Origin of the sequence: Chitinophaga flava, from assembly GCF_003308995.1 — a bacterium.
Taxonomy (GTDB): Bacteria; Bacteroidota; Bacteroidia; order Chitinophagales; family Chitinophagaceae; genus Chitinophaga; species Chitinophaga flava.
The window spans coordinates 3,052,236-3,069,145 of sequence record NZ_QFFJ01000002.1 but is presented as its reverse complement, the minus strand read 5'-3'; the positions used below and the strand labels follow the sequence as shown (position 1 = coordinate 3,069,145).

20 protein-coding genes are annotated in these 16,910 nt (G+C 46.3%); 11 read left to right on the top strand and 9 right to left on the bottom strand.

The annotated features are described in order from the left end of the window. Positions 1 to 30: 30 nt before the first annotated feature. Entirely contained in the window at positions 31 to 828 is a 798-nt protein-coding gene (locus tag DF182_RS27975; RefSeq protein ID WP_113619053.1) for a hypothetical protein, read from the top strand. Between the two features lie 10 nt (positions 829 to 838). Here the strand turns inward: DF182_RS27975 and DF182_RS27970 are convergent, their stop codons facing one another. Together DF182_RS27970 and DF182_RS27965 are read right to left on the bottom strand one after the other, a co-directional pair. Further along, positions 839 to 1,918 carry a DUF1266 domain-containing protein gene (locus DF182_RS27970; RefSeq protein WP_147243570.1) on the bottom strand — a complete coding sequence of 360 codons (1,080 nt, stop codon included), beginning with the start codon at positions 1,916 to 1,918 and terminating at the stop codon, positions 839 to 841. Positions 1,919 to 2,038: 120 nt separating this feature from the next. Continuing rightward, entirely contained in the window at positions 2,039 to 3,322 is a 1,284-nt protein-coding gene (locus tag DF182_RS27965) for a TCR/Tet family MFS transporter (RefSeq protein ID WP_113619051.1), read from the bottom strand. A gap of 97 nt (positions 3,323 to 3,419) precedes the next feature. Here DF182_RS27965 and DF182_RS32395 point away from each other — a divergent pair, with 97 nt between their 5' ends. The 4 genes from DF182_RS32395 to DF182_RS27950 all read left to right on the top strand — a co-directional run bounded on the left by DF182_RS32395 (position 3,420) and on the right by DF182_RS27950 (position 5,240). Further along, the gene (locus DF182_RS32395) at positions 3,420 to 3,557 is read left to right on the top strand and encodes a hypothetical protein (protein ID WP_153260018.1); all 138 of its coding nucleotides are present in this window, start codon (positions 3,420 to 3,422) and stop codon (positions 3,555 to 3,557) included. Between the two features lie 67 nt (positions 3,558 to 3,624). Beyond that, positions 3,625 to 4,371, top strand: a complete 747-nt coding sequence (locus DF182_RS27960) for an SDR family NAD(P)-dependent oxidoreductase (RefSeq protein WP_113619050.1) — start codon at positions 3,625 to 3,627, stop codon at positions 4,369 to 4,371. 32 nt (positions 4,372 to 4,403) lie between these two features. Beyond that, positions 4,404 to 4,838 carry a MarR family winged helix-turn-helix transcriptional regulator gene (locus tag DF182_RS27955; protein WP_161964292.1) on the top strand — a complete coding sequence of 145 codons (435 nt, stop codon included), beginning with the start codon at positions 4,404 to 4,406 and terminating at the stop codon, positions 4,836 to 4,838. A 15-nt stretch (positions 4,839 to 4,853) separates the two neighbouring features. Beyond that, positions 4,854 to 5,240, top strand: coding sequence for a YciI family protein (locus DF182_RS27950; protein ID WP_113619048.1), 387 nt, complete (start codon positions 4,854 to 4,856; stop codon positions 5,238 to 5,240). Positions 5,241 to 5,244: 4 nt separating this feature from the next. On the opposite strand, the gene DF182_RS27945 is transcribed toward DF182_RS27950, so the two are convergent. Beyond that, on the bottom strand, positions 5,245 to 5,463 hold the full coding sequence (locus DF182_RS27945) for a DUF4287 domain-containing protein (protein WP_113619047.1): 219 nt from the start codon (positions 5,461 to 5,463) through the stop codon (positions 5,245 to 5,247). A gap of 4 nt (positions 5,464 to 5,467) precedes the next feature. Continuing rightward, positions 5,468 to 5,899 carry a VOC family protein gene (locus DF182_RS27940; RefSeq protein WP_113619046.1) on the bottom strand — a complete coding sequence of 144 codons (432 nt, stop codon included), beginning with the start codon at positions 5,897 to 5,899 and terminating at the stop codon, positions 5,468 to 5,470. 117 nt (positions 5,900 to 6,016) lie between these two features. On the opposite strand from DF182_RS27940, the gene DF182_RS27935 reads away from it, so the two are divergent. The 3 genes from DF182_RS27935 to DF182_RS27925 all read left to right on the top strand — a co-directional run bounded on the left by DF182_RS27935 (position 6,017) and on the right by DF182_RS27925 (position 7,886). Further along, complete coding sequence (locus DF182_RS27935) at positions 6,017 to 6,994, top strand: GlxA family transcriptional regulator (RefSeq protein ID WP_113619045.1); 978 nt, start codon at positions 6,017 to 6,019, stop codon at positions 6,992 to 6,994. 142 nt (positions 6,995 to 7,136) lie between these two features. Further along, on the top strand, positions 7,137 to 7,493 hold the full coding sequence (locus DF182_RS27930; protein ID WP_113619044.1) for a hypothetical protein: 357 nt from the start codon (positions 7,137 to 7,139) through the stop codon (positions 7,491 to 7,493). Between the two features lie 6 nt (positions 7,494 to 7,499). Continuing rightward, entirely contained in the window at positions 7,500 to 7,886 is a 387-nt protein-coding gene (locus DF182_RS27925) for a hypothetical protein (protein WP_113619043.1), read from the top strand. A gap of 140 nt (positions 7,887 to 8,026) precedes the next feature. On the opposite strand, the gene DF182_RS27920 is transcribed toward DF182_RS27925, so the two are convergent. Together DF182_RS27920 and DF182_RS27915 are read right to left on the bottom strand one after the other, a co-directional pair. Beyond that, entirely contained in the window at positions 8,027 to 9,433 is a 1,407-nt protein-coding gene (locus tag DF182_RS27920; protein ID WP_211327228.1) for an OmpA family protein, read from the bottom strand. A gap of 351 nt (positions 9,434 to 9,784) precedes the next feature. Next, the gene (locus tag DF182_RS27915; protein WP_113619042.1) at positions 9,785 to 10,177 is read right to left on the bottom strand and encodes a winged helix-turn-helix transcriptional regulator; all 393 of its coding nucleotides are present in this window, start codon (positions 10,175 to 10,177) and stop codon (positions 9,785 to 9,787) included. 76 nt (positions 10,178 to 10,253) lie between these two features. Between DF182_RS27915 and DF182_RS27910 the strand changes: the two genes are divergently transcribed. Further along, positions 10,254 to 11,150, top strand: a complete 897-nt coding sequence (locus DF182_RS27910) for an NAD(P)H-binding protein (RefSeq protein WP_113619041.1) — start codon at positions 10,254 to 10,256, stop codon at positions 11,148 to 11,150. A gap of 68 nt (positions 11,151 to 11,218) precedes the next feature. On the opposite strand, the gene lpdA is transcribed toward DF182_RS27910, so the two are convergent. After that, positions 11,219 to 12,625, bottom strand: coding sequence for a dihydrolipoyl dehydrogenase (gene lpdA, locus DF182_RS27905; protein WP_113619751.1), 1,407 nt, complete (start codon positions 12,623 to 12,625; stop codon positions 11,219 to 11,221). Positions 12,626 to 12,727: 102 nt separating this feature from the next. After that, positions 12,728 to 13,597 carry an NmrA family NAD(P)-binding protein gene (locus DF182_RS27900; RefSeq protein ID WP_113619040.1) on the bottom strand — a complete coding sequence of 290 codons (870 nt, stop codon included), beginning with the start codon at positions 13,595 to 13,597 and terminating at the stop codon, positions 12,728 to 12,730. 92 nt (positions 13,598 to 13,689) lie between these two features. On the opposite strand from DF182_RS27900, the gene DF182_RS27895 reads away from it, so the two are divergent. Then, on the top strand, positions 13,690 to 14,601 hold the full coding sequence (locus DF182_RS27895; protein ID WP_113619039.1) for a helix-turn-helix transcriptional regulator: 912 nt from the start codon (positions 13,690 to 13,692) through the stop codon (positions 14,599 to 14,601). A 39-nt stretch (positions 14,602 to 14,640) separates the two neighbouring features. Here the strand turns inward: DF182_RS27895 and DF182_RS27890 are convergent, their stop codons facing one another. Continuing rightward, on the bottom strand, positions 14,641 to 16,359 hold the full coding sequence (locus DF182_RS27890; RefSeq protein WP_113619038.1) for an ATP-binding response regulator: 1,719 nt from the start codon (positions 16,357 to 16,359) through the stop codon (positions 14,641 to 14,643). 159 nt (positions 16,360 to 16,518) lie between these two features. On the opposite strand from DF182_RS27890, the gene DF182_RS27885 reads away from it, so the two are divergent. Next, positions 16,519 to 16,899 (top strand): hypothetical protein, encoded by a 381-nt coding sequence (locus DF182_RS27885; protein ID WP_113619037.1) that lies wholly within the window; start codon positions 16,519 to 16,521, stop codon positions 16,897 to 16,899. The last annotated feature ends 11 nt before the right edge of the window (positions 16,900 to 16,910 follow it).

The window sequence follows — 16,910 nt, the reverse complement described above, 5'->3', positions numbered from 1 at the left end:
ATCAAAGGATTTATTCATTAACTTGCGGCCATGACTCTGGATGAAGCACTGATCACCGCAGCCCGCCGTTATTGCAAAGACAATTATACCTACTGGGCCAACCGGTACGCCAAAGAACGTTCCGGCTCAGATTTTCCTGAGTACGCCTATTCTGATAAAGACTACGATCTCTTCCCGCGTTATAATGTGCTGGCAGCTATGCTGGGAGAAGTGGAGATGCTGGTAGGTAAATCCTTTCCTGCCCTGCTCACCTGCCGCGAAACACTGGCCCATATTGGACATGCAGCCCAATCACTTTTTACTGTCAGCGACAATCCGATAGAAGCCGCTGCCATACAAAACGAAAGGGAAAAGTTCATTCATTATGTAGAAAACATCACGCCCGGAGAGCTGACAAAAATAACACCACTGCCCTATCGCAGACGCCTCAACGAAAAAGAGCGGGAAAATGTCCGGCAACATCTGCTGGACCGCTGGAACTATGATGGGGATTATTGGGATCCATTAGTAGAAAAAAGCCCGGGCAATATATTATTCCTTGCCAAAATGCATCTCACCGATGCCGATTATCAGGCTATCAAAGATTATATATGCAGTCATTCTACGCCCTACCTGCTGGAGATAACGGAAGAAGCTACAGATACAGAGATCACCTGCAGCGAATTTCATCCCGACTGCTATGAAACAGCGTACTGTGATTACAGTTATGACTGGCTGCTGTATGGTTCGTATGAGTCTACTATTACTTTTGCAGGTGAACAGCTACTGAGCTTTATCAGACAGCTGTTCGCCGGACGCGAACAGCTGTTCAATCAATGGCCCGAATAAACCGGAAGATTTAGTTGAGCCCGCCGGGCTGCTGCCGCAGGCTTTTGGCGATGGTTACTTCATTAAAATAACCGTTGGCCATAGCGGAAGGTAATTTTGTGCCTTTGGGGGCAGGCCATGGCAACTGGGCCATCGGCCATTTACATTCCTCTTTAAAGAGGTTATAGTATTTTATCTTTTCGCTGGTAACATCATAGGAATCGCTCCAGAAGGCATTTCCCAGCCGATAGTTGTTATTAAAATCCTCAAAACTGTCGAATAACTCAAACACATAATCGGCGGCAAGCAGCATATCATGCCAGGCTTCGTCTGCTGTGATATGGCCGGCCATAAACGCATTTCTGGCCACCACGATGGCACGCCAGCATTCATATCCCCATATCAGCTTAGGCGGACGGCCACCAGGGCGCGATTGCAGGCAATCGAGGATATAGACCTCCGAAAGATGGGTAAGCGCTGCCAGCCGCTTACTCACAACCTGGTCCTGGTTCCGCAGGTTCAGCGTCACTGCAAAGATTTCTGCATGATAACCCTTGGTAAGTAGCTGCTGTGACACTTTCCGGTAATTCTCCTTGGTCAGTACACCCCAATCGTGGTCCAGCGACTTCTTGAAGATGGCCGCATCCAAAGGTTTCAGCGCATAATATTTCCCGCTGCCCTGCAAAGCAGCCAGAGGACAATATTCCAGCGTTTCGCTCCAGTAACCGGAGTAGAACATATCTACCACATGCAGGCGCAATGCCTGCCTTTTATCTTCGCTTAGCCAGGTAGTGCCACTAGCCTTATAATATTGCTGCTGCTCCCTTATCGGCAGGTTGCAGAGGTAGCGCGCAATCAGGATAAAAGAGCTTGTCAGAAACAGGAATACACAGATGGCGATCCACTGTGGCTGGGTTGGCATGGTGTGTTCGTTCATCAGTTTTTGCAGCAGCACAATGATATAAAAGAGAGATACTACTGCCAGTGTGAACACAAATATTGCCAGGGCGTATAACAGCGGCTGGGCCGTTTTGAAGGCTTCAAAATTACGCCAGCGGGCTTTTACAGGGAATGGTCTTTCGTATGGGTTGTTTTGTAACAACGGGTTCATATATACGTTATTTCGAAATGCGAAGGTACAATAAAACAGCAGTTTTTTGTTAACAGGTGCTGAATCAAAAAAAGACAAACCCTGTAGAAGGATTTGTCTTTTTTCGTATAGCCGACGGCATCAATGCAGGGGAGTATCACTGAAGCCGGACGTTCCTTTGATCACTCCTGCCAGTTCGGGGTTATGTTTCTTTTCCCGCGTAAGTACTTTGTAGGTGATGATGATACTGAACAACATACATACCGCACCGATCAGGAAGTGCATACCAGGAAAATAAAAAGGCGCTTTATCGGTGGTAAAATAGGCGAAGGTGCTGCTCATAATCAGCGGGCCTATGATGGTGGTAAGACTCATCAGGCTGGTCAATGCACCCTGCAGCTCACCTTGCTGGTTAGGTGGTACATGTCCGGAAATAACGGATTGCAGGGAAGGACCACAGATACCGCCGAGGCAGTAAGGCACCAGGAAAGCAAACATCATCCATCCCTGGGTAGCAAAGGCAAACAGTACCAGGCCCAGTGTATATAACGATAGCCCCAGGTAGATGCTCTTCTCATTGCCTATCTTGGGATTCACCACTCTGGTGAGTCCTGCCTGTACACCACCTACCAGTACACCTACTACTGCCAGGGAAATACCCACCATTTTTTCGCTCCAGTTAAAACGATAGATAGTGAAGAAGTTCCAGTTACCCTGTACAGACTGGCTGCCCAGGTAAATCAGGAAGAAACTGAGTGCCAGCCCACCGATTTCGGGATGCCGGGTCAGGAATCTGAGGGAGCCAAATGGGTTGGCTCTTCTCCAGTCGAACGGACGACGGTTTTCTTTACTCAGCGATTCAGGCAGCAGGAAGTAGCCATATAAGCAGTTCAACAGGCACAAAGCAGCAGCAGCATAGAAAGGTGCGCGGATACCCCAGGTAGCCAGCAGAGCGCCCAATGCAGGGCCCAACACAAAACCAAGCCCAAAGGCAGCGCCTATCAGGCCAAAATTTTTGGCTTTGGAAGTTTCATCTGTGCTCACATCAGCAATATAGGCCGTAGCTGTTGTAAAGCTGGCGCCGGTCATACCGGCGATGATACGGCCGATAAACAACCAGCTATAAGCAGGCGCCAGAGCCAGAATGATGTAGTCAACACCAAAACCCAGCAGGGAAAGCAGCAGCACCGGACGACGGCCGTAACGGTCGCTGAGGTTGCCCACTACCGGGGCAAACAGGAACTGGGTAATGGCAAAAACAGATAATAACAGTGCGCCGTAGGTACTGGCTTCATTAACGGGAATGCCTTTCAGCTGGGCTATCAGGTCGGCCATCACCGGGATGATCAGCCCCCAACCCATTACATCGATTAATAACGTAATAAAAATAAAGCTGATAGCAGCTTTTTTGGAAGTGGTATGCATAGTTGTGAATTACAAGGATTTGTTTTATGTGGGGAACAATATTCGTTCCTGATCAACAGCAGACTACGTTGCCTGCCAGCGTTATTCAATCGTCGCTATGGTATTTTTCATGGTCTCCATCTTCAGGCAGGGCATCAAAGTTACACCTGTTACAGCTATTGTAAAACACATTCCGGCTAAAATACCTCCCCTGCCGGTAAAAGCCACCATTTCGCCGGTGAAAACCATAGTTTAGGGAAAGCTTAACATTTTAATGATTAATCATTAATGACTAATCATTAAATTTGGTTAAAACAGAAACCATGAAACGTTTTGAGAATAAGGTAGTGCTGATCACCGGTGGCAACTCCGGTATAGGCAAGGCATCCGCCATATTAGCCGCCCGTGAAGGCGCCAAAGTGATGATTGCAGACCTCAAACTGAATCAGCAAACACTGGATGAAATATTACAGGAAGGAACAGCAGCGGCCTTTGTGCAATGCGACGTATCCAAGCCGGAAGATATGGAAAAGGCCGTTGCGGAAACGGTAGCCCTCTTTGGCAGGCTGGACGTGGCACTCAACAACGCCGGTATTGTGGATGCGGCCCCTATCCATGAAAAAACCATTGAAGAATGGCATAAGGTAACCAGTGTCAATCTCAGCGGTGTATTCTACGGCATGAAATATGAAATCGCCCAGATGCGCCAACAGCCTGGTGGTGGCGCCATTGTCAATGTAGGCTCTATCATGAGCCAGGTCGGAGAAATCGGTATCGCTGCCTACACCGCTTCCAAACACGGACTGGTGGGCATGACCAAAGTAGCCGCACTGGAAAATGGTACCGCCAATATCCGTATTAACACCATTGGCCCGGGTTATATAGAAACACCGTTGCTGATGGACAACGCATCGGCTGAAAGCAAGGCCTATATGGAATCCAAACATGCCATGAAACGACTCGGCAAACCGGAAGAAATCGCCAAAGCCTTTTTATTCCTGGCCTCCGATGATGCCAGTTTCTGCACAGGCGCCTATCTTCCGGTAGATGGTGGTTATCTCTGTCAGTAAACAACTTTTTGTAGTTTTAGGCTATGAAAAACATGGAAATACCTGTCCGGAGAAAACTGGGCCTCAACCTTCTCCGGACTTTCAACTGGTCCTATGATCAGTCTCAGCTTTTTTTTGCCCATTATGAACTGACATCCCAACAATATAATGTTTTAAAAATACTCCATACCGCCGCACATGCACTCTCCACTTCCGAAATACTGGAACAGATGGAAGAAAAAAATGCAGGCGTGTCAAGGCTGGTAGACCGGCTCGTGGCCAAAGAGCTGGTAACAAAAGTCCCCAACCCCAGCGACAAGCGCCTGGTAGCCGTTAGCATCACCAGCACCGGACTGGAACGTCTCAAAAAAGTGGACCGCAACCTGGACAAACTGGACCATGTATACGCAGCCCTGGATGATCACGAAGTAACACAGCTAAATCGTTTGCTGGAAAAAATCAGAACTACCCCTCCACTCTTCCGATAGCTAAAATCCTTTGTTATGAAACAGGAATTCATGCTTTACATCCGCAATGCAGGCGACGCCAAAGCCGCTATGACAGCAGCTCAGCACCTGGAATTCGTAAAGAAATGTGAAGTATATATCAAACGCCTGCAGGAAGCAGATCAGCTGATAGCAGCCCAGCCACTGTTACACAGCGGCTGGCTGCTCTCTAAAAGTAAAACCGGCTGGAAAAGCACCGCCATCGATCCTGCAAAGGAAATACAGGTGGGCTATTATCATATCAGGGCCTTTGATCTGGAAGAAGCTATTGCTATTGCCAAAGACAACCCTGAATTTGAATATGTGCCTTCCGCTACTATTGAGGTAAGGCCTGTTAAAACCACAGAAGAAGAGACGGGGTTCCAGTACCCCGAAAACGAATGACCGCTTATGCCTTCTTGCCTGTAAACAATGCGTAGATGGCCATTGCATGGCCATGACCCAACGCGTACTCTTCCTTCAGCCAGGCAACAATCTGTCCAGCTTTCACTCCCGGCGCCAGTGCTCCCTTCTGCAGGAAACCTTTTTGCTCACCGAGCTTTCTAAAATCCTCCGGAGATTTTCCGGTTTTTGTCTGGATATTGTCGAGATATGCTTGAAAAGACATGGTATTATTTGTTTTGAGGATAAGCGTAATTGAGCATCCATTTAATGCCGAATTTGTCTTCACACATGCCGAAATAAGCGCCCCAGAAGGTTTTGTTGACAGGCATTTCTATCTTGCCACCTGCTGAAAGTACTTTAAACAGACTGTCCACCTCTTCTTCCGAATCTGCATTGATCACCAGATGTATGTTGTTGCCCAGCTGTAAACGCTGCTCCATAGACTCCAGAAAATCTGTAGCCATCAGTATGGCGCCGCTTTTAGTAGTCAAACTGATATTCATGATTTTGTTTCGTTCATGTGCCGGCATATTTTCACTACCGGGTGTATCACCGAAACGGGCAAACGAAGTAAACTCTCCGCCAAATACTGATTTGTAAAAGTTCATGGCTTCTTCAGTATTGCCCATGAAATTGAAGTAGGTTGTAATTGCTTGCATGATTTTCTCTTTTTAGGATATTACCCCAAAGGTAACAACAGAAACCAATAGATATAAAGGGCAAATACGACAACCTTAGGTGGGTATTTGCGTCAAAATTTACTTTTACCTTTGAGTATGATCCGTATATACATTCTCACCCTCCGCAGAGCGGTTATAGCATCCATCGCCGATTGTCAATATGTTTTCTCGATGGTGAATTCCTTTCTTGCAGAGAGCGGCAAAGCTCCCTTGTTCGAGATCAAACTGGCCGGCATTACACCGGAAGTCAGTTACAACAACGGGGCCTTCTGTATCAAACCGGATGTACAGCTGGATGCGATAAATGATGCAGACCTCATTATTGTGCCGGCACTCACTGGAGATATGACCACAGCCATTATGGTGAACAGGGAATATTCCCTGTGGGTAGCTGAACAATATAAAGAAGGCGCAGAAGTGGCCTGCCTCGGCTCCGGCGTATTTCTGCTTGCTTTTTCCGGCGTGATGAAAGGAAAACAGTGTACCACCCACTGGAACTATGCCAATGAACTCAGGTATTTTTACCCTTCCGTAGAAGTGGTAGATGAACGCATGATCACCGACCAGCACGGACTGTATTCCAGCGGTGGCGGCAGCGCACACTGGAACCTGCTGCTGCATCTGGTAGAAAAACATGCAGGTCGCGAAATTGCTATCTATACAGCCAAATACTTCACCATAGACCTCGACAAAAACATCCAATCGCCTTTTATCGTCTTCCATGGCCTGAAAGACCACCAGGATGAAGTCATCAAATCTTCACAACAGCATATCGAAAAAAACTACAAACAGCGGCTCAATGTAGAAGAACTGGCCGCTCAGTTTAATATGAGCCGACGCACTTTTGAACGTCGCTTTAAAAAGGCCACCCGCAGCACAGTAGCAGAATACATTCAACGTGTAAAAATCGAGGGCGCCAAAAAACAACTGGAGATCGGCAGAAAGTCCATCCACGAAGTAATGGTGAATATCGGCTACACTGATACCCAAACTTTCCGCGATGTGTTTCGCCGCATCACCGGTATGACACCAGTAGAATACAAAAACAAGTATGCCCGGAAGATGCTGGAATAATTGTAAGATGCCATTTTTTTAGAAAGCCATTTCCCCTACTCTTTCCCTGTTCAACTTTACTCACTTCGGTTTATTTTCAGAAATTTTTGAAAATACCGAAAGTTTAAATACTTTTGACATCAGAAAAAGCAAATGCACTGTTATGAACATCCTTGCTTACCTGATCTACTTTGCCATTACCTACATCATCACCGTCCAGGTAGGACTGCGTTTTTACCGCAATGGCAGCATCTTCCTCCATGGCCTCATCCCCCACGACACCACGCTCTGTGAAGCGATTAACAACATTCTCCTGGTGGGTTATTATCTGGTGAATATAGGCTACGCCACCCTTATGATCATCTTCTGGGGCACCATTCACAACTGGACGGAAATGCTTTCAGTCATCACGGGCAGCACCGGCTTCATCATTCTTTCTCTCGGTGTACTGCATTGTTTCAATATGCTCACCATCTATTTTATCAGCAAACGGAATCAATTATTTCATCCCATAAAATAATAGTATATGCAAGCTTCCCTGAATTTTACGACCTATGTGATTTACCTGCCTATAGTGATTGTTGTCACCTGGCTGGTAGCATGGATACTGTTTAAAAACAGTAAAGTATTCATGCTCGACATCTTCCATGGCAAACAAGATCTGGCCATAGCCACCAACGCGCTTTTTGAAACAGGTTTTTATCTGCTCAACATTGGCTTTGCCTTTCTGATCATGAAAGTAGACTGGAGGATTTCAGATGCACAGACCCTTGTGGAAGTATTGAGCAGCAAACTGGGTGGGTTCTTTATTTATCTGGGCATTATGTTGTTCTTCAACCTTTATCTTTTCTTCCGTGGCAGAAAAGTATCCAAAGCCCGCAACCAGCAAGCCGGCCTTCATCCAGCCCAATAAAAAAAACAGGGCAGGACTTAGATAGTCCTGCATTCATCGGAAAGGGATATTTCACCCGAATTAAAAAGAAAAGCTGCTCCTTTATCAGGAACAGCTTTTCAGTATTGAAGGCAAGTTAAAAAATGGATGTTATAAGCAGATTAGTACAAAGTAAATTCTACTCTTCTGTTTTGCTGACGGCCTTCGGCTGTTTTATTGGAAGCGATAGGCTGTGCAGCGCCATATCCGGTAGCTTCGATTCTGGAAGCATTAGCGCCTTTAGACACCAGATAAGCTTTGATAGCTTCAGCGCGGCCTTTAGACAGACGCAGGTTAGTAGCTGCAGAACCGGTATTGTCGGTATGACCGGCCAGTTTCAGGCTGAAGTTTTTCTCTACCAGCAGCGCTGCTACTTTATCCAGGCTGGAGAAAGAAGTAGGTCTGATAGTAGCTTTACCCAGGTCAAATTCCAGGTTATCGATCGCATCTTTTACCACTTTTTTATCTGCTTCAGTAACGATGATTTTTTCTTTCACCACCTGTACCTGAGGAGTGGGTAAAGGACAACCAGCACCATCTACTTTAGTACCAGCAGGTGTATTAGGGCATTTATCCAGATAATCAGGAACGCCATCACCATCAGTATCCTTTTTCATATCAGCGATTTCACCTTTCAGCTGATTGATAGCAGACTGGTTGCGGGAATCGCTTTCTGCCAGAGAGTTTTTCAGGGCAGCATTTTTATCCTGTAAATCCATTGCCAGTTGAGCAGCAGGATTTACGACAGCCAGTTGTGGTTTTCTTTTCTTGCCAAGGGCAAATTCAAGACCCAGACGTGCAGTAGAGAATTTGTCTTTATTGCCGCTGTTAACGCCGTCAAACACTTTGCTGTCCACAAAATTCACGTTGTAACCCAGATCGATGTTTACACCGGGAGCTACTACGAATTTTGCACCTACACCTACCGGAATAAACATTTCAGTATGTCTGGCTTTACCACCGGAAGTCATTACTGCAGTCTCAGCACCATCGGCTGCTGTCACCACAGGTTTGAAGCCCATTACACCAGCACCTGCGGAAACGTATGGTATTACAAAACTCTGTTTGTTGATCCAGTTGATAGATCCCAGGCTAAACACACCACTCAAAGACGCGGACCAGTCGATATCTGTTTTAAAGGATTTGATACCACCTGCAACCGCATTACCATGTATATCAGTTAATGTCTGTGCTGCTTTGGTAGCTCCTTTTACCTGACCACGCATGAAGTCTGCCTGCAGGCCGAAGTTGTGAAATATTTGTTTTTTCACATAAGCACCATACACAAAACCAACATTCTTAAAGTCGAAATTATTAAAATAGTAAGGGCCTCCAAACGGACTGATAGCAGCGGAACCACCGCCCCATACGCCAATAGACCATGTACGGTAATCTTTCACACCATTAAAGGGAGTAACACGGGTAACCTTTTGGGTACTATCCTTTTCCTGCGCATATGCAGTTCCGGTCAATGCTAATACAGAAGAAGCCATCATGAGAGACTTCCCAAGAGTTGTAAACATCCTCATAAAAAATTGGATTGGGTTAAATTATAATATTCTGTTCGTTATAAATAACATTCTAAAGTTGTTAATATATACGGTACCGTTGTTAGAACAGGATGGCATTTTACAAAGTCTGTGCCAAGAGTTAACAAAAACATAAAAAACAAATGAGGAAAATACATCAAACACCTACTGGTAGCCAGTTTCAGCGTATTACATTTTTTTTCGTGGAAATTTTACCACATCTATAACACCAAAATAATAAAAGGCCCGCCTGATACGGGCCTTCCTTAATGTATTTATTAGATAAAAGCAAATTAATCCTCTTCTTTCAGCCCTGGGAATCACTAACAGTTTCTATTACAGCCTATACATTTATAAAACATCTTTCAGAATACCATAAGGATCATATGGCATCCGCTTGCTGTTGCTGATAGCCCATAACGCCATCGCCTGTACGACGGGCAAAAGGGAATGCCCTTCTTCTGTCAGCTCATAAAAAACAGAAGAAAAAGGGCCGGTACCCGGATGTTTTTTCACCAGACCATCGTTCTCCAGCTGCTTCAGGCTCTGGGTCAGCATCTTCTCGGTAATGGAAGAGATATCCTTTTTCAGCTGGCCATAACGTTTTGGACCAGGTAACAAATGATAAATAATACTGGGTTTCCATTGCCCTCCTATTTTGTCCATGATGTAACAAACGGGGCAATTGAGCATTCCTTCAGCTTTGTTTTGCTGATAAGTGGAGTTTTCCTTGATGGCGGTCATACTACATACTTTCGGGTAAGTCCTTGTCAGGACGAATCAACAAAAATAATTTTGCTGCTATCAAAATCATTTATCTATGCGATACACAATAACAGGCTCACTTGGCAATATTAGTAAATTATTGGTTACAAAATTAGTAGAAGAAGGACACCATGTAACCCTTATCAGCAGCGATCCTCAGAAGGCAACGACCATTAAGGACATTGGTGCTGTTCCTGCCATTGGTGATATACAGCAGGTTAATTTTCTGACAGATGCTTTCAGCGATGCAGATGCAGTATATACCATGGTACCCATCCAATTTGATCATAGTGATTGGAGAGCACAGATCCGTCAGACCGGGCAGATATATGCACAGGCTATCCGTCAGGCGGGCATTAAACGGGTGGTCAACCTTAGCAGCATCGGTGCTCATTCACCAGACGGATGCGGGCCTGTCAGCGGACTGTATGATGTAGAACAGACATTAAACCAGCTGGAAAACATACAGCTAACCCATTTGCGTCCTGCGAATTTTTACATCAACTTTTTTGCAGAGGTCGCGCAGATCCGGCATCAAGGCCTTATTGGCAGAAATTATCCAGCCAACACGCCTGTGGTTATGGTAGATATACCTGCTATTGCAGATGCAGCAGCGACGGCACTCACCACTGCAACGGAGCATCTGAGAAGTATTCAATATATCGTCAGCGATATACGCACAGCCGGCGAATCAGCGGCTGTACTCGGACAGGCTATCGGCCGGCCGGAACTGCCCTGGGTAGAATATCCGGACAATGAATACTATGACATACTGGTAGCCAACGGACTGCCTGCAAATATCGCAGCCAACTATATAGAGCTGGGTACTGCTATCAGAACCGGAAAACTATTCGAAGACTTTTATCAGCAATCCGGTATTCCAAAAACCGGCAGCAAGCTGGAAGCCTTCGCACAGGTGTTTGCAGCGGTTTATCATGCAGCGAATGTGTAACGAGATAACACAAAGAGGCGCGGTTACCCGCGCCTCTTATCTTTCAAACAGCATTACTATCGTGACAATCAGATATTGATCGCTCCTTTTCCGGAAGCCATCAGGAACGCATCTTTCAACGCTTCAGAGTAGGTAGGATGCGCATAGCTGAGGTGTGCCATTTCATCAGCGGTGGTTTCATGTGCCATTCCCACTACCGCCTGGCCGATCACATCAGCCGCTCTGGGTCCGATAACATGTACGCCCAGCACTTCGTTGTACGCTTCTGCCACCAGCACTTTCACAAAACCTTCCGTGTCCATGGAAGCCCTTGCACGGGCACTGGCCATATAAGGAAATTTACCAACCCGATAAACAATACCTTTGGCTTTCAGCTCTTCTTCGGTAGCGCCTACACCGGCCACTTCCGGCCAGGTATAAACAACACCGGGGATAAGATTATAATTCATATGCGGCTTTAATCCATGAATCACTTCCGCCACCAGCGTACCTTCTTCTTCCGCTTTATGCGCCAGCATAGGACCGCTGATCACATCACCGATGGCATATATGTTGGGTGTAGTGGTTTGCAGCGTATTATTTACTTTGATCTTTCCATTTTTCTCTGCCTCCACTCTTGCGGCCTGCAGATTTAATCCGTCTGTATAGGCCCGTCTGCCAACTGCTACCAGGCAATAGTCAGCTACCAGCTCCTGTTGTTTGCCGTCTTTATCCAGATAGCCCACTACAGCTGCCTCTCCGGTATTAACGGCCGTTTGCACCTTGCTGCTCAGGTGTATATCAATAGACAGTCCGGTCAGTGATTTCTGCAATGCTTTGCCCAGATCCCTGTCCATAGAAGGAATCAATGAATCTGCATATTCCAGAATGGTCACCTTTGTACCAATGCGGGCATATACAGAAGCCAGTTCCACCCCTATCACACCACCGCCAATAATGACCATGGAAGCCGGTTGGGAAGGCAACGATAAACTTTCCGTAGAAGAGATGATTCTTTTTTTGTCGATAATGATACCAGGCAGGGAAGATGGTTTGGAACCAGTAGCAATGACAAAATACTTACTGGTAAGCACCTGCTCCTCCTTGTCTGAAGACACTTTGAGGTGTGTGGCATCTATAAAACTACCCAGTCCGTAGTGTACATCGATTTTATTTTTCTTCATCAGATATACCAGACCCAACGCATTTTGTTTTACCACCTCGTTCTTCCGGTGAATAAACTGGTTGAAGTCGAGCTCCATTGCAGACAATTTAATTCCATGCGCTTTAAACTGTGCATCTGCTTTATGATAATGCTCTGAACTGTCCAGCAAAGCCTTGGCCGGTACGCAACCCACGTTGGTACAGGTACCTCCCAGTGTATCATATTTTTCTACCAGGGCTACCTTATATCCCAGTTGTGCCGACCGGATAGCAGATACATAACCGCCCGGACCGGAGCCTATCACAACAATGTCGTAATTGGTTGTATTCATCTTACATAGTTTAATCTCAGATAAAGAAGCAACTATAATGCTGCTACCCGGCAAAGGTAAGTCAATTTTATCAAAATATACCATTCGGTATATTTTGATAAATTATTGGAAGGCATATTTATGTGCGGATATAAACGAGGCAGCTGTTCGGGGCGGCCTACCCAGCAAAACGGGCAGATCAGGGCTTATCCAGCCTGCCTGGTGCTGCCGCTGTTCGGCTGCATAGGCGAGGAAAGTTTCTATAGCCCAGGATGGCAGACCACGCTGTTCCATTTGTAGCCTTGCCGCCTCTTCACTGACCGGCACATAAACGACGTCTTCCTGTAAAACCGTACTGAGCAAGGCAGCCAGCTCGTAGTAATTAATGGCTTCGCCCCCACTGAGTAAATAGGCTTGCCCCTTGTGTTGTGAAGGTTTCATCAGTATCTTACTGGCCGCTTCGGCAATATCGAGCATATCGATATAAGTCCTTTTACCATCGCCAGTGGGTTCGAATATCTTTCGTTGTGTTTTGACGGTATGGGCTACTCCCAGCAGCCAGTTCTGCATAAAGCCATTGGGCCTCAGCAGCGTACCTGCCAGTCCGGAAGACCGAAGCTGTTCTTCAATCTGGCCATGGGCCCTGGCGATAAAAAGGGATGCATCCGGATCGGCCATGGCTGATGATAATTTTACGATATGCTGCACTCCCTGTTCCCTGGCCACTTCTATCACATTACACTGGGCCTCAACCATCTGCTCGTCTGTGGCCGAAGCCAGAAAAACCGTGCTGCTGTTTTCCATGGTCCGGTATAATGTATCCCTGGCGGCCATTTCAGCGGCCATCCATTGGACGCCTGGCATTTCGGTTGTTTTGTCAAGGTTACGTGTGACTGCAACGGCAGGCATCTGCGCCTGTGAAAGCAGCCGGAGTACAGCTCCGCCCACCCTGCCGGTGGCTCCAAACACCGTGATGTACTGTTTACTTTCCATATGTATTTATTATTTTTATGGGCGCAAACCTAACACTACAAACCGCGGGTCTGTTAACGTAAAACGACGCAGTACCAACGTAAAAAGACGAAATGAAATCAGGGCATCTATCTCCATTGTATGAACAACGGCAAGTTATCCATGAGGAGCCGGGCTACCAGCTCAGCATGCACACTATTGGCTTTCATCAGATCGATCTCCGGTGGGCCAGCTATGTGAACATGCAGGAGAAGACACTGGCCTTTCAACCACAGCGCCCATCCATCGTCTCTCATTTTCGTTTGGAAGAGCCACTGGGCCATATCCCTGTCAGCACCCGCAGCTTCGGTGCGCAGCAGTTTGTTGTATACCGCGAAGACGCCCAGGCTTACGACCTGAAGGTATCTGCCACCGGCAATAAGACCCGGTCGTTCTTTGAGCTGGCATTACCGGAAGATTTTTTTGACCAGCTGTATACGGAAGACAGCCGTTTTATGACAACTTTCCGCGACACCAATTTCGTACAGGCGCCAGCGTTTGATTTTGTGGCCTCCATAACCCCTGCGATGCGTACTATCATCCATGATATGCAACATGCGCCGTACACCGGCCATCTCAAGGGTATTTATCTGGAAGCGAAGGCCACGGAGCTGTTTCTGCTCCAGGTGCAGCAGCTGGACCACCAACCGGCCGGTATAAAACTCAGTGCTACCGACATCGAAAGCCTGCATGCCGTCAAAACCTATCTGGACATGCACTATAAAGAACCTTGTACACTGCGCTCCCTGGCGCGCATAGCCTGTATCAATCAAACCAAACTCAAGGCTGGTTTTAAGACATTGTTTAACTGTACAGTTTTCGGTTATCTCAATGATCTGAGGATGGAGGAAGCCAGAAGGCTGTTGCAGGAAGAGAAATGGTATGTCAATGAAGTGGCGGAACGGATGGGCTATCAGCACCCACATCATTTCACGGCCGCTTTTAAAAGAAAATTCGGTGTACTGCCGGGCAGGCTACGGCGCTGAGTCAATAATATTTGTTGTTTTACAGTATATCCGTTGGCGTTATTGCATCACCGAAGGCTTATGCAACATATTCAAAAGTACAGATGCCAGCTGTTGATGTTCCAGTGGCTTGCTGAGAAAACCGTCGGCCCCGGCCTTGAAAAACTCATCTTTGAAGAACACTTCCCCACTTACCAGCACTACAGGAATCTCTTTCAGCACCTCATCTTTTCTAATAGACCTAAGTGCTTCAAGCCCGGTGATCTTACTCATTTTATGATCCATCAGAATAAGATCCGGATGAAAGGTCCGGGCTTTCATTAAACCTTCTTCCCCATCCTGTGCCTGTATCAGTGAACAATCACGGGTCAGCACTTTTACACTGTTAAAGGTAGACAGGTCATCGTCGATAATCAGAATCCTCTTGCCTGAGAAAGAATGGGTGGCTGGCTGTTGTTCATCATCAATCAGTGTAGCATTATTCATCATTTCACTTTTCACGTCCTTTAGAACAACCTGAAAAGAAGTACCGAAGACCGGATTGCTTTTTAGTGAGATCTGACCATTCAGCCGGGTGATGATGTTCCGTACGATATCAAGGCCAATGCCGCTGCCATCGTTGTTATTGTCGTTGGTGGTCAGGTAACGTTCAAACAAGCCAGCCTGCAATGCTTCGGGGATATGACCATTGTTATGTACTTCCATACAAAACCATCCTTCAGGACTGCTGGATAGGGAAAGCGTAATATCAGCGTTCTTTTCCCCGTATTTGATAGCATTGGCCAGCAGATTGATGAGTATCTGGGAGACCATTAGCCGGTCTGTATAAATGACCGGTGCTATTTGCCGATAGGTCAGTTTAATCCGCTGATGCTGATTTTCTGCGAGCGGGGCCAGCATGTCCATGATGGAACTGACCCAGGGCACCACCAGAAAATCGGTCTTATTCACCGGATATTTTCCATTTTCGATCCTGGACATCTCTATTACACTGTTCAGGATTTGTATGGCATTAAGCACGGCTGGCCGGGTGCTTTTGATATACTGTTCAAGGACTACTGCATCCTCTTTATTTTCGATGTTGTTCAGATGCCGCTGTGCCTGCTGCACTGACTGGAACACTGCATTGACAGGGGTTCTCAGCTCATGGCAAGTATCTGCCAGAAACTTGCGCCGGGCATTATCATGTCCTTTAATGGCATCTATGAGCAACCATATCACTGCAATGATCAAAAACAAAGCACCACCATTGCTCCACCATCTAAACCGGTGGTAGTTGACGGGATTGAGCGGCAATGGCCGGATCACATGATAATAATCGTTTACCTCCATCAGTATTACGGCGCCTATCAGGACCATCAGCCATTTATCCCTGTTTTTACGGAATATCAGGGAGGAACCTCCGATCAAAAACACAAAGAGGAGAGCTTCCATCAGCGTAGTAGGCAATACCGCCCCCAGCAATGCCCCGAAATAAATGGCGCCTGCACAGTGTATTCCCAGCACAGCATATTTCGTGATGCTGCTTAGCCCCTTATGATTTAAATAGATTAAAAACAAAAAAGCAGTCCCTTCCGTGATTACGCCACATAACAAAGCCAGAGACGGAACCAGCGAATAAAAATACAGGCCTATGCCCAGTACCATCACACCCGTTAAAAGTCCCAGAATATTAATAATCCGGATAGCCGGTTTATCCTCTACAGGAGCCGATTGGGTGCCAATATTAATAAAATCAAGATACAAACCAGCTATATGGGTTTTGATCACGTTATGCATTACCGAAGCTCTTATTTTGAGGTTACAGTTTCCGATGACAGGTATATATTGCCCACAAAATTTTCAGGAAAATTACAGATTAGGATAAATTATACATTACATTTAAATTTACTAAAATTACTTTTACCGCCAAAAGAATAAAATTTATTTATAGTTTCTATGATATCAATCCCATTCGACGAAAGGCTGGATACCGCTATATTAAACAGGGTTTACGCCGGAAACGCCCAATATGCCGAACATATATTCGCCCATTATCTGGAAGGTATCGACCAGTACCTCACACAGATTACAGTCTCCATGAAGAACTGTGATTATAAGCAGGGCGCCATTACCAGCCATCTGCTGGTTAACTGGATGAATGGTGTTGGCCTGACCGAATTACAGCCAATCTTAAAAACCATGGAAGAACAATTTCAGCAGGGTAAAAAAGAAGACCTTCCTCAGAGTCTCGCGGCCCTTACTGCTGCTGAAAAGGAGAAAAGACCCATTGTTGAAGCACAACATATCAGGTTACAGGAGTTGCTAAGCATGCGTTAACCAGGTTCCCC

Coding starts and splice junctions, on each gene's coding strand:
- DF182_RS27920 (WP_211327228.1), bottom strand. CDS start 9,433: ATGAGGATGTTTACAACTCTTGGGAAGTCTCTCATGATGGCTTCTTCT.
- DF182_RS27910 (WP_113619041.1), top strand. CDS start 10,254: ATGCGATACACAATAACAGGCTCACTTGGCAATATTAGTAAATTATTG.
- DF182_RS27915 (WP_113619042.1), bottom strand. CDS start 10,177: ATGACCGCCATCAAGGAAAACTCCACTTATCAGCAAAACAAAGCTGAA.
- DF182_RS27945 (WP_113619047.1), bottom strand. CDS start 5,463: ATGTCTTTTCAAGCATATCTCGACAATATCCAGACAAAAACCGGAAAA.
- DF182_RS27965 (WP_113619051.1), bottom strand. CDS start 3,322: ATGCATACCACTTCCAAAAAAGCTGCTATCAGCTTTATTTTTATTACG.
- DF182_RS27960 (WP_113619050.1), top strand. CDS start 3,625: ATGAAACGTTTTGAGAATAAGGTAGTGCTGATCACCGGTGGCAACTCC.
- DF182_RS27895 (WP_113619039.1), top strand. CDS start 13,690: ATGAAATCAGGGCATCTATCTCCATTGTATGAACAACGGCAAGTTATC.
- DF182_RS27935 (WP_113619045.1), top strand. CDS start 6,017: ATGATCCGTATATACATTCTCACCCTCCGCAGAGCGGTTATAGCATCC.
- DF182_RS27975 (WP_113619053.1), top strand. CDS start 31: ATGACTCTGGATGAAGCACTGATCACCGCAGCCCGCCGTTATTGCAAA.
- DF182_RS27890 (WP_113619038.1), bottom strand. CDS start 16,359: ATGCATAACGTGATCAAAACCCATATAGCTGGTTTGTATCTTGATTTT.
- DF182_RS32395 (WP_153260018.1), top strand. CDS start 3,420: ATGGTATTTTTCATGGTCTCCATCTTCAGGCAGGGCATCAAAGTTACA.
- DF182_RS27970 (WP_147243570.1), bottom strand. CDS start 1,918: ATGAACCCGTTGTTACAAAACAACCCATACGAAAGACCATTCCCTGTA.
- lpdA (WP_113619751.1), bottom strand. CDS start 12,625: ATGAATACAACCAATTACGACATTGTTGTGATAGGCTCCGGTCCGGGC.
- DF182_RS27950 (WP_113619048.1), top strand. CDS start 4,854: ATGAAACAGGAATTCATGCTTTACATCCGCAATGCAGGCGACGCCAAA.
- DF182_RS27940 (WP_113619046.1), bottom strand. CDS start 5,899: ATGCAAGCAATTACAACCTACTTCAATTTCATGGGCAATACTGAAGAA.
- DF182_RS27900 (WP_113619040.1), bottom strand. CDS start 13,597: ATGGAAAGTAAACAGTACATCACGGTGTTTGGAGCCACCGGCAGGGTG.
- DF182_RS27885 (WP_113619037.1), top strand. CDS start 16,519: ATGATATCAATCCCATTCGACGAAAGGCTGGATACCGCTATATTAAAC.
- DF182_RS27930 (WP_113619044.1), top strand. CDS start 7,137: ATGAACATCCTTGCTTACCTGATCTACTTTGCCATTACCTACATCATC.
- DF182_RS27955 (WP_161964292.1), top strand. CDS start 4,404: ATGGAAATACCTGTCCGGAGAAAACTGGGCCTCAACCTTCTCCGGACT.
- DF182_RS27925 (WP_113619043.1), top strand. CDS start 7,500: ATGCAAGCTTCCCTGAATTTTACGACCTATGTGATTTACCTGCCTATA.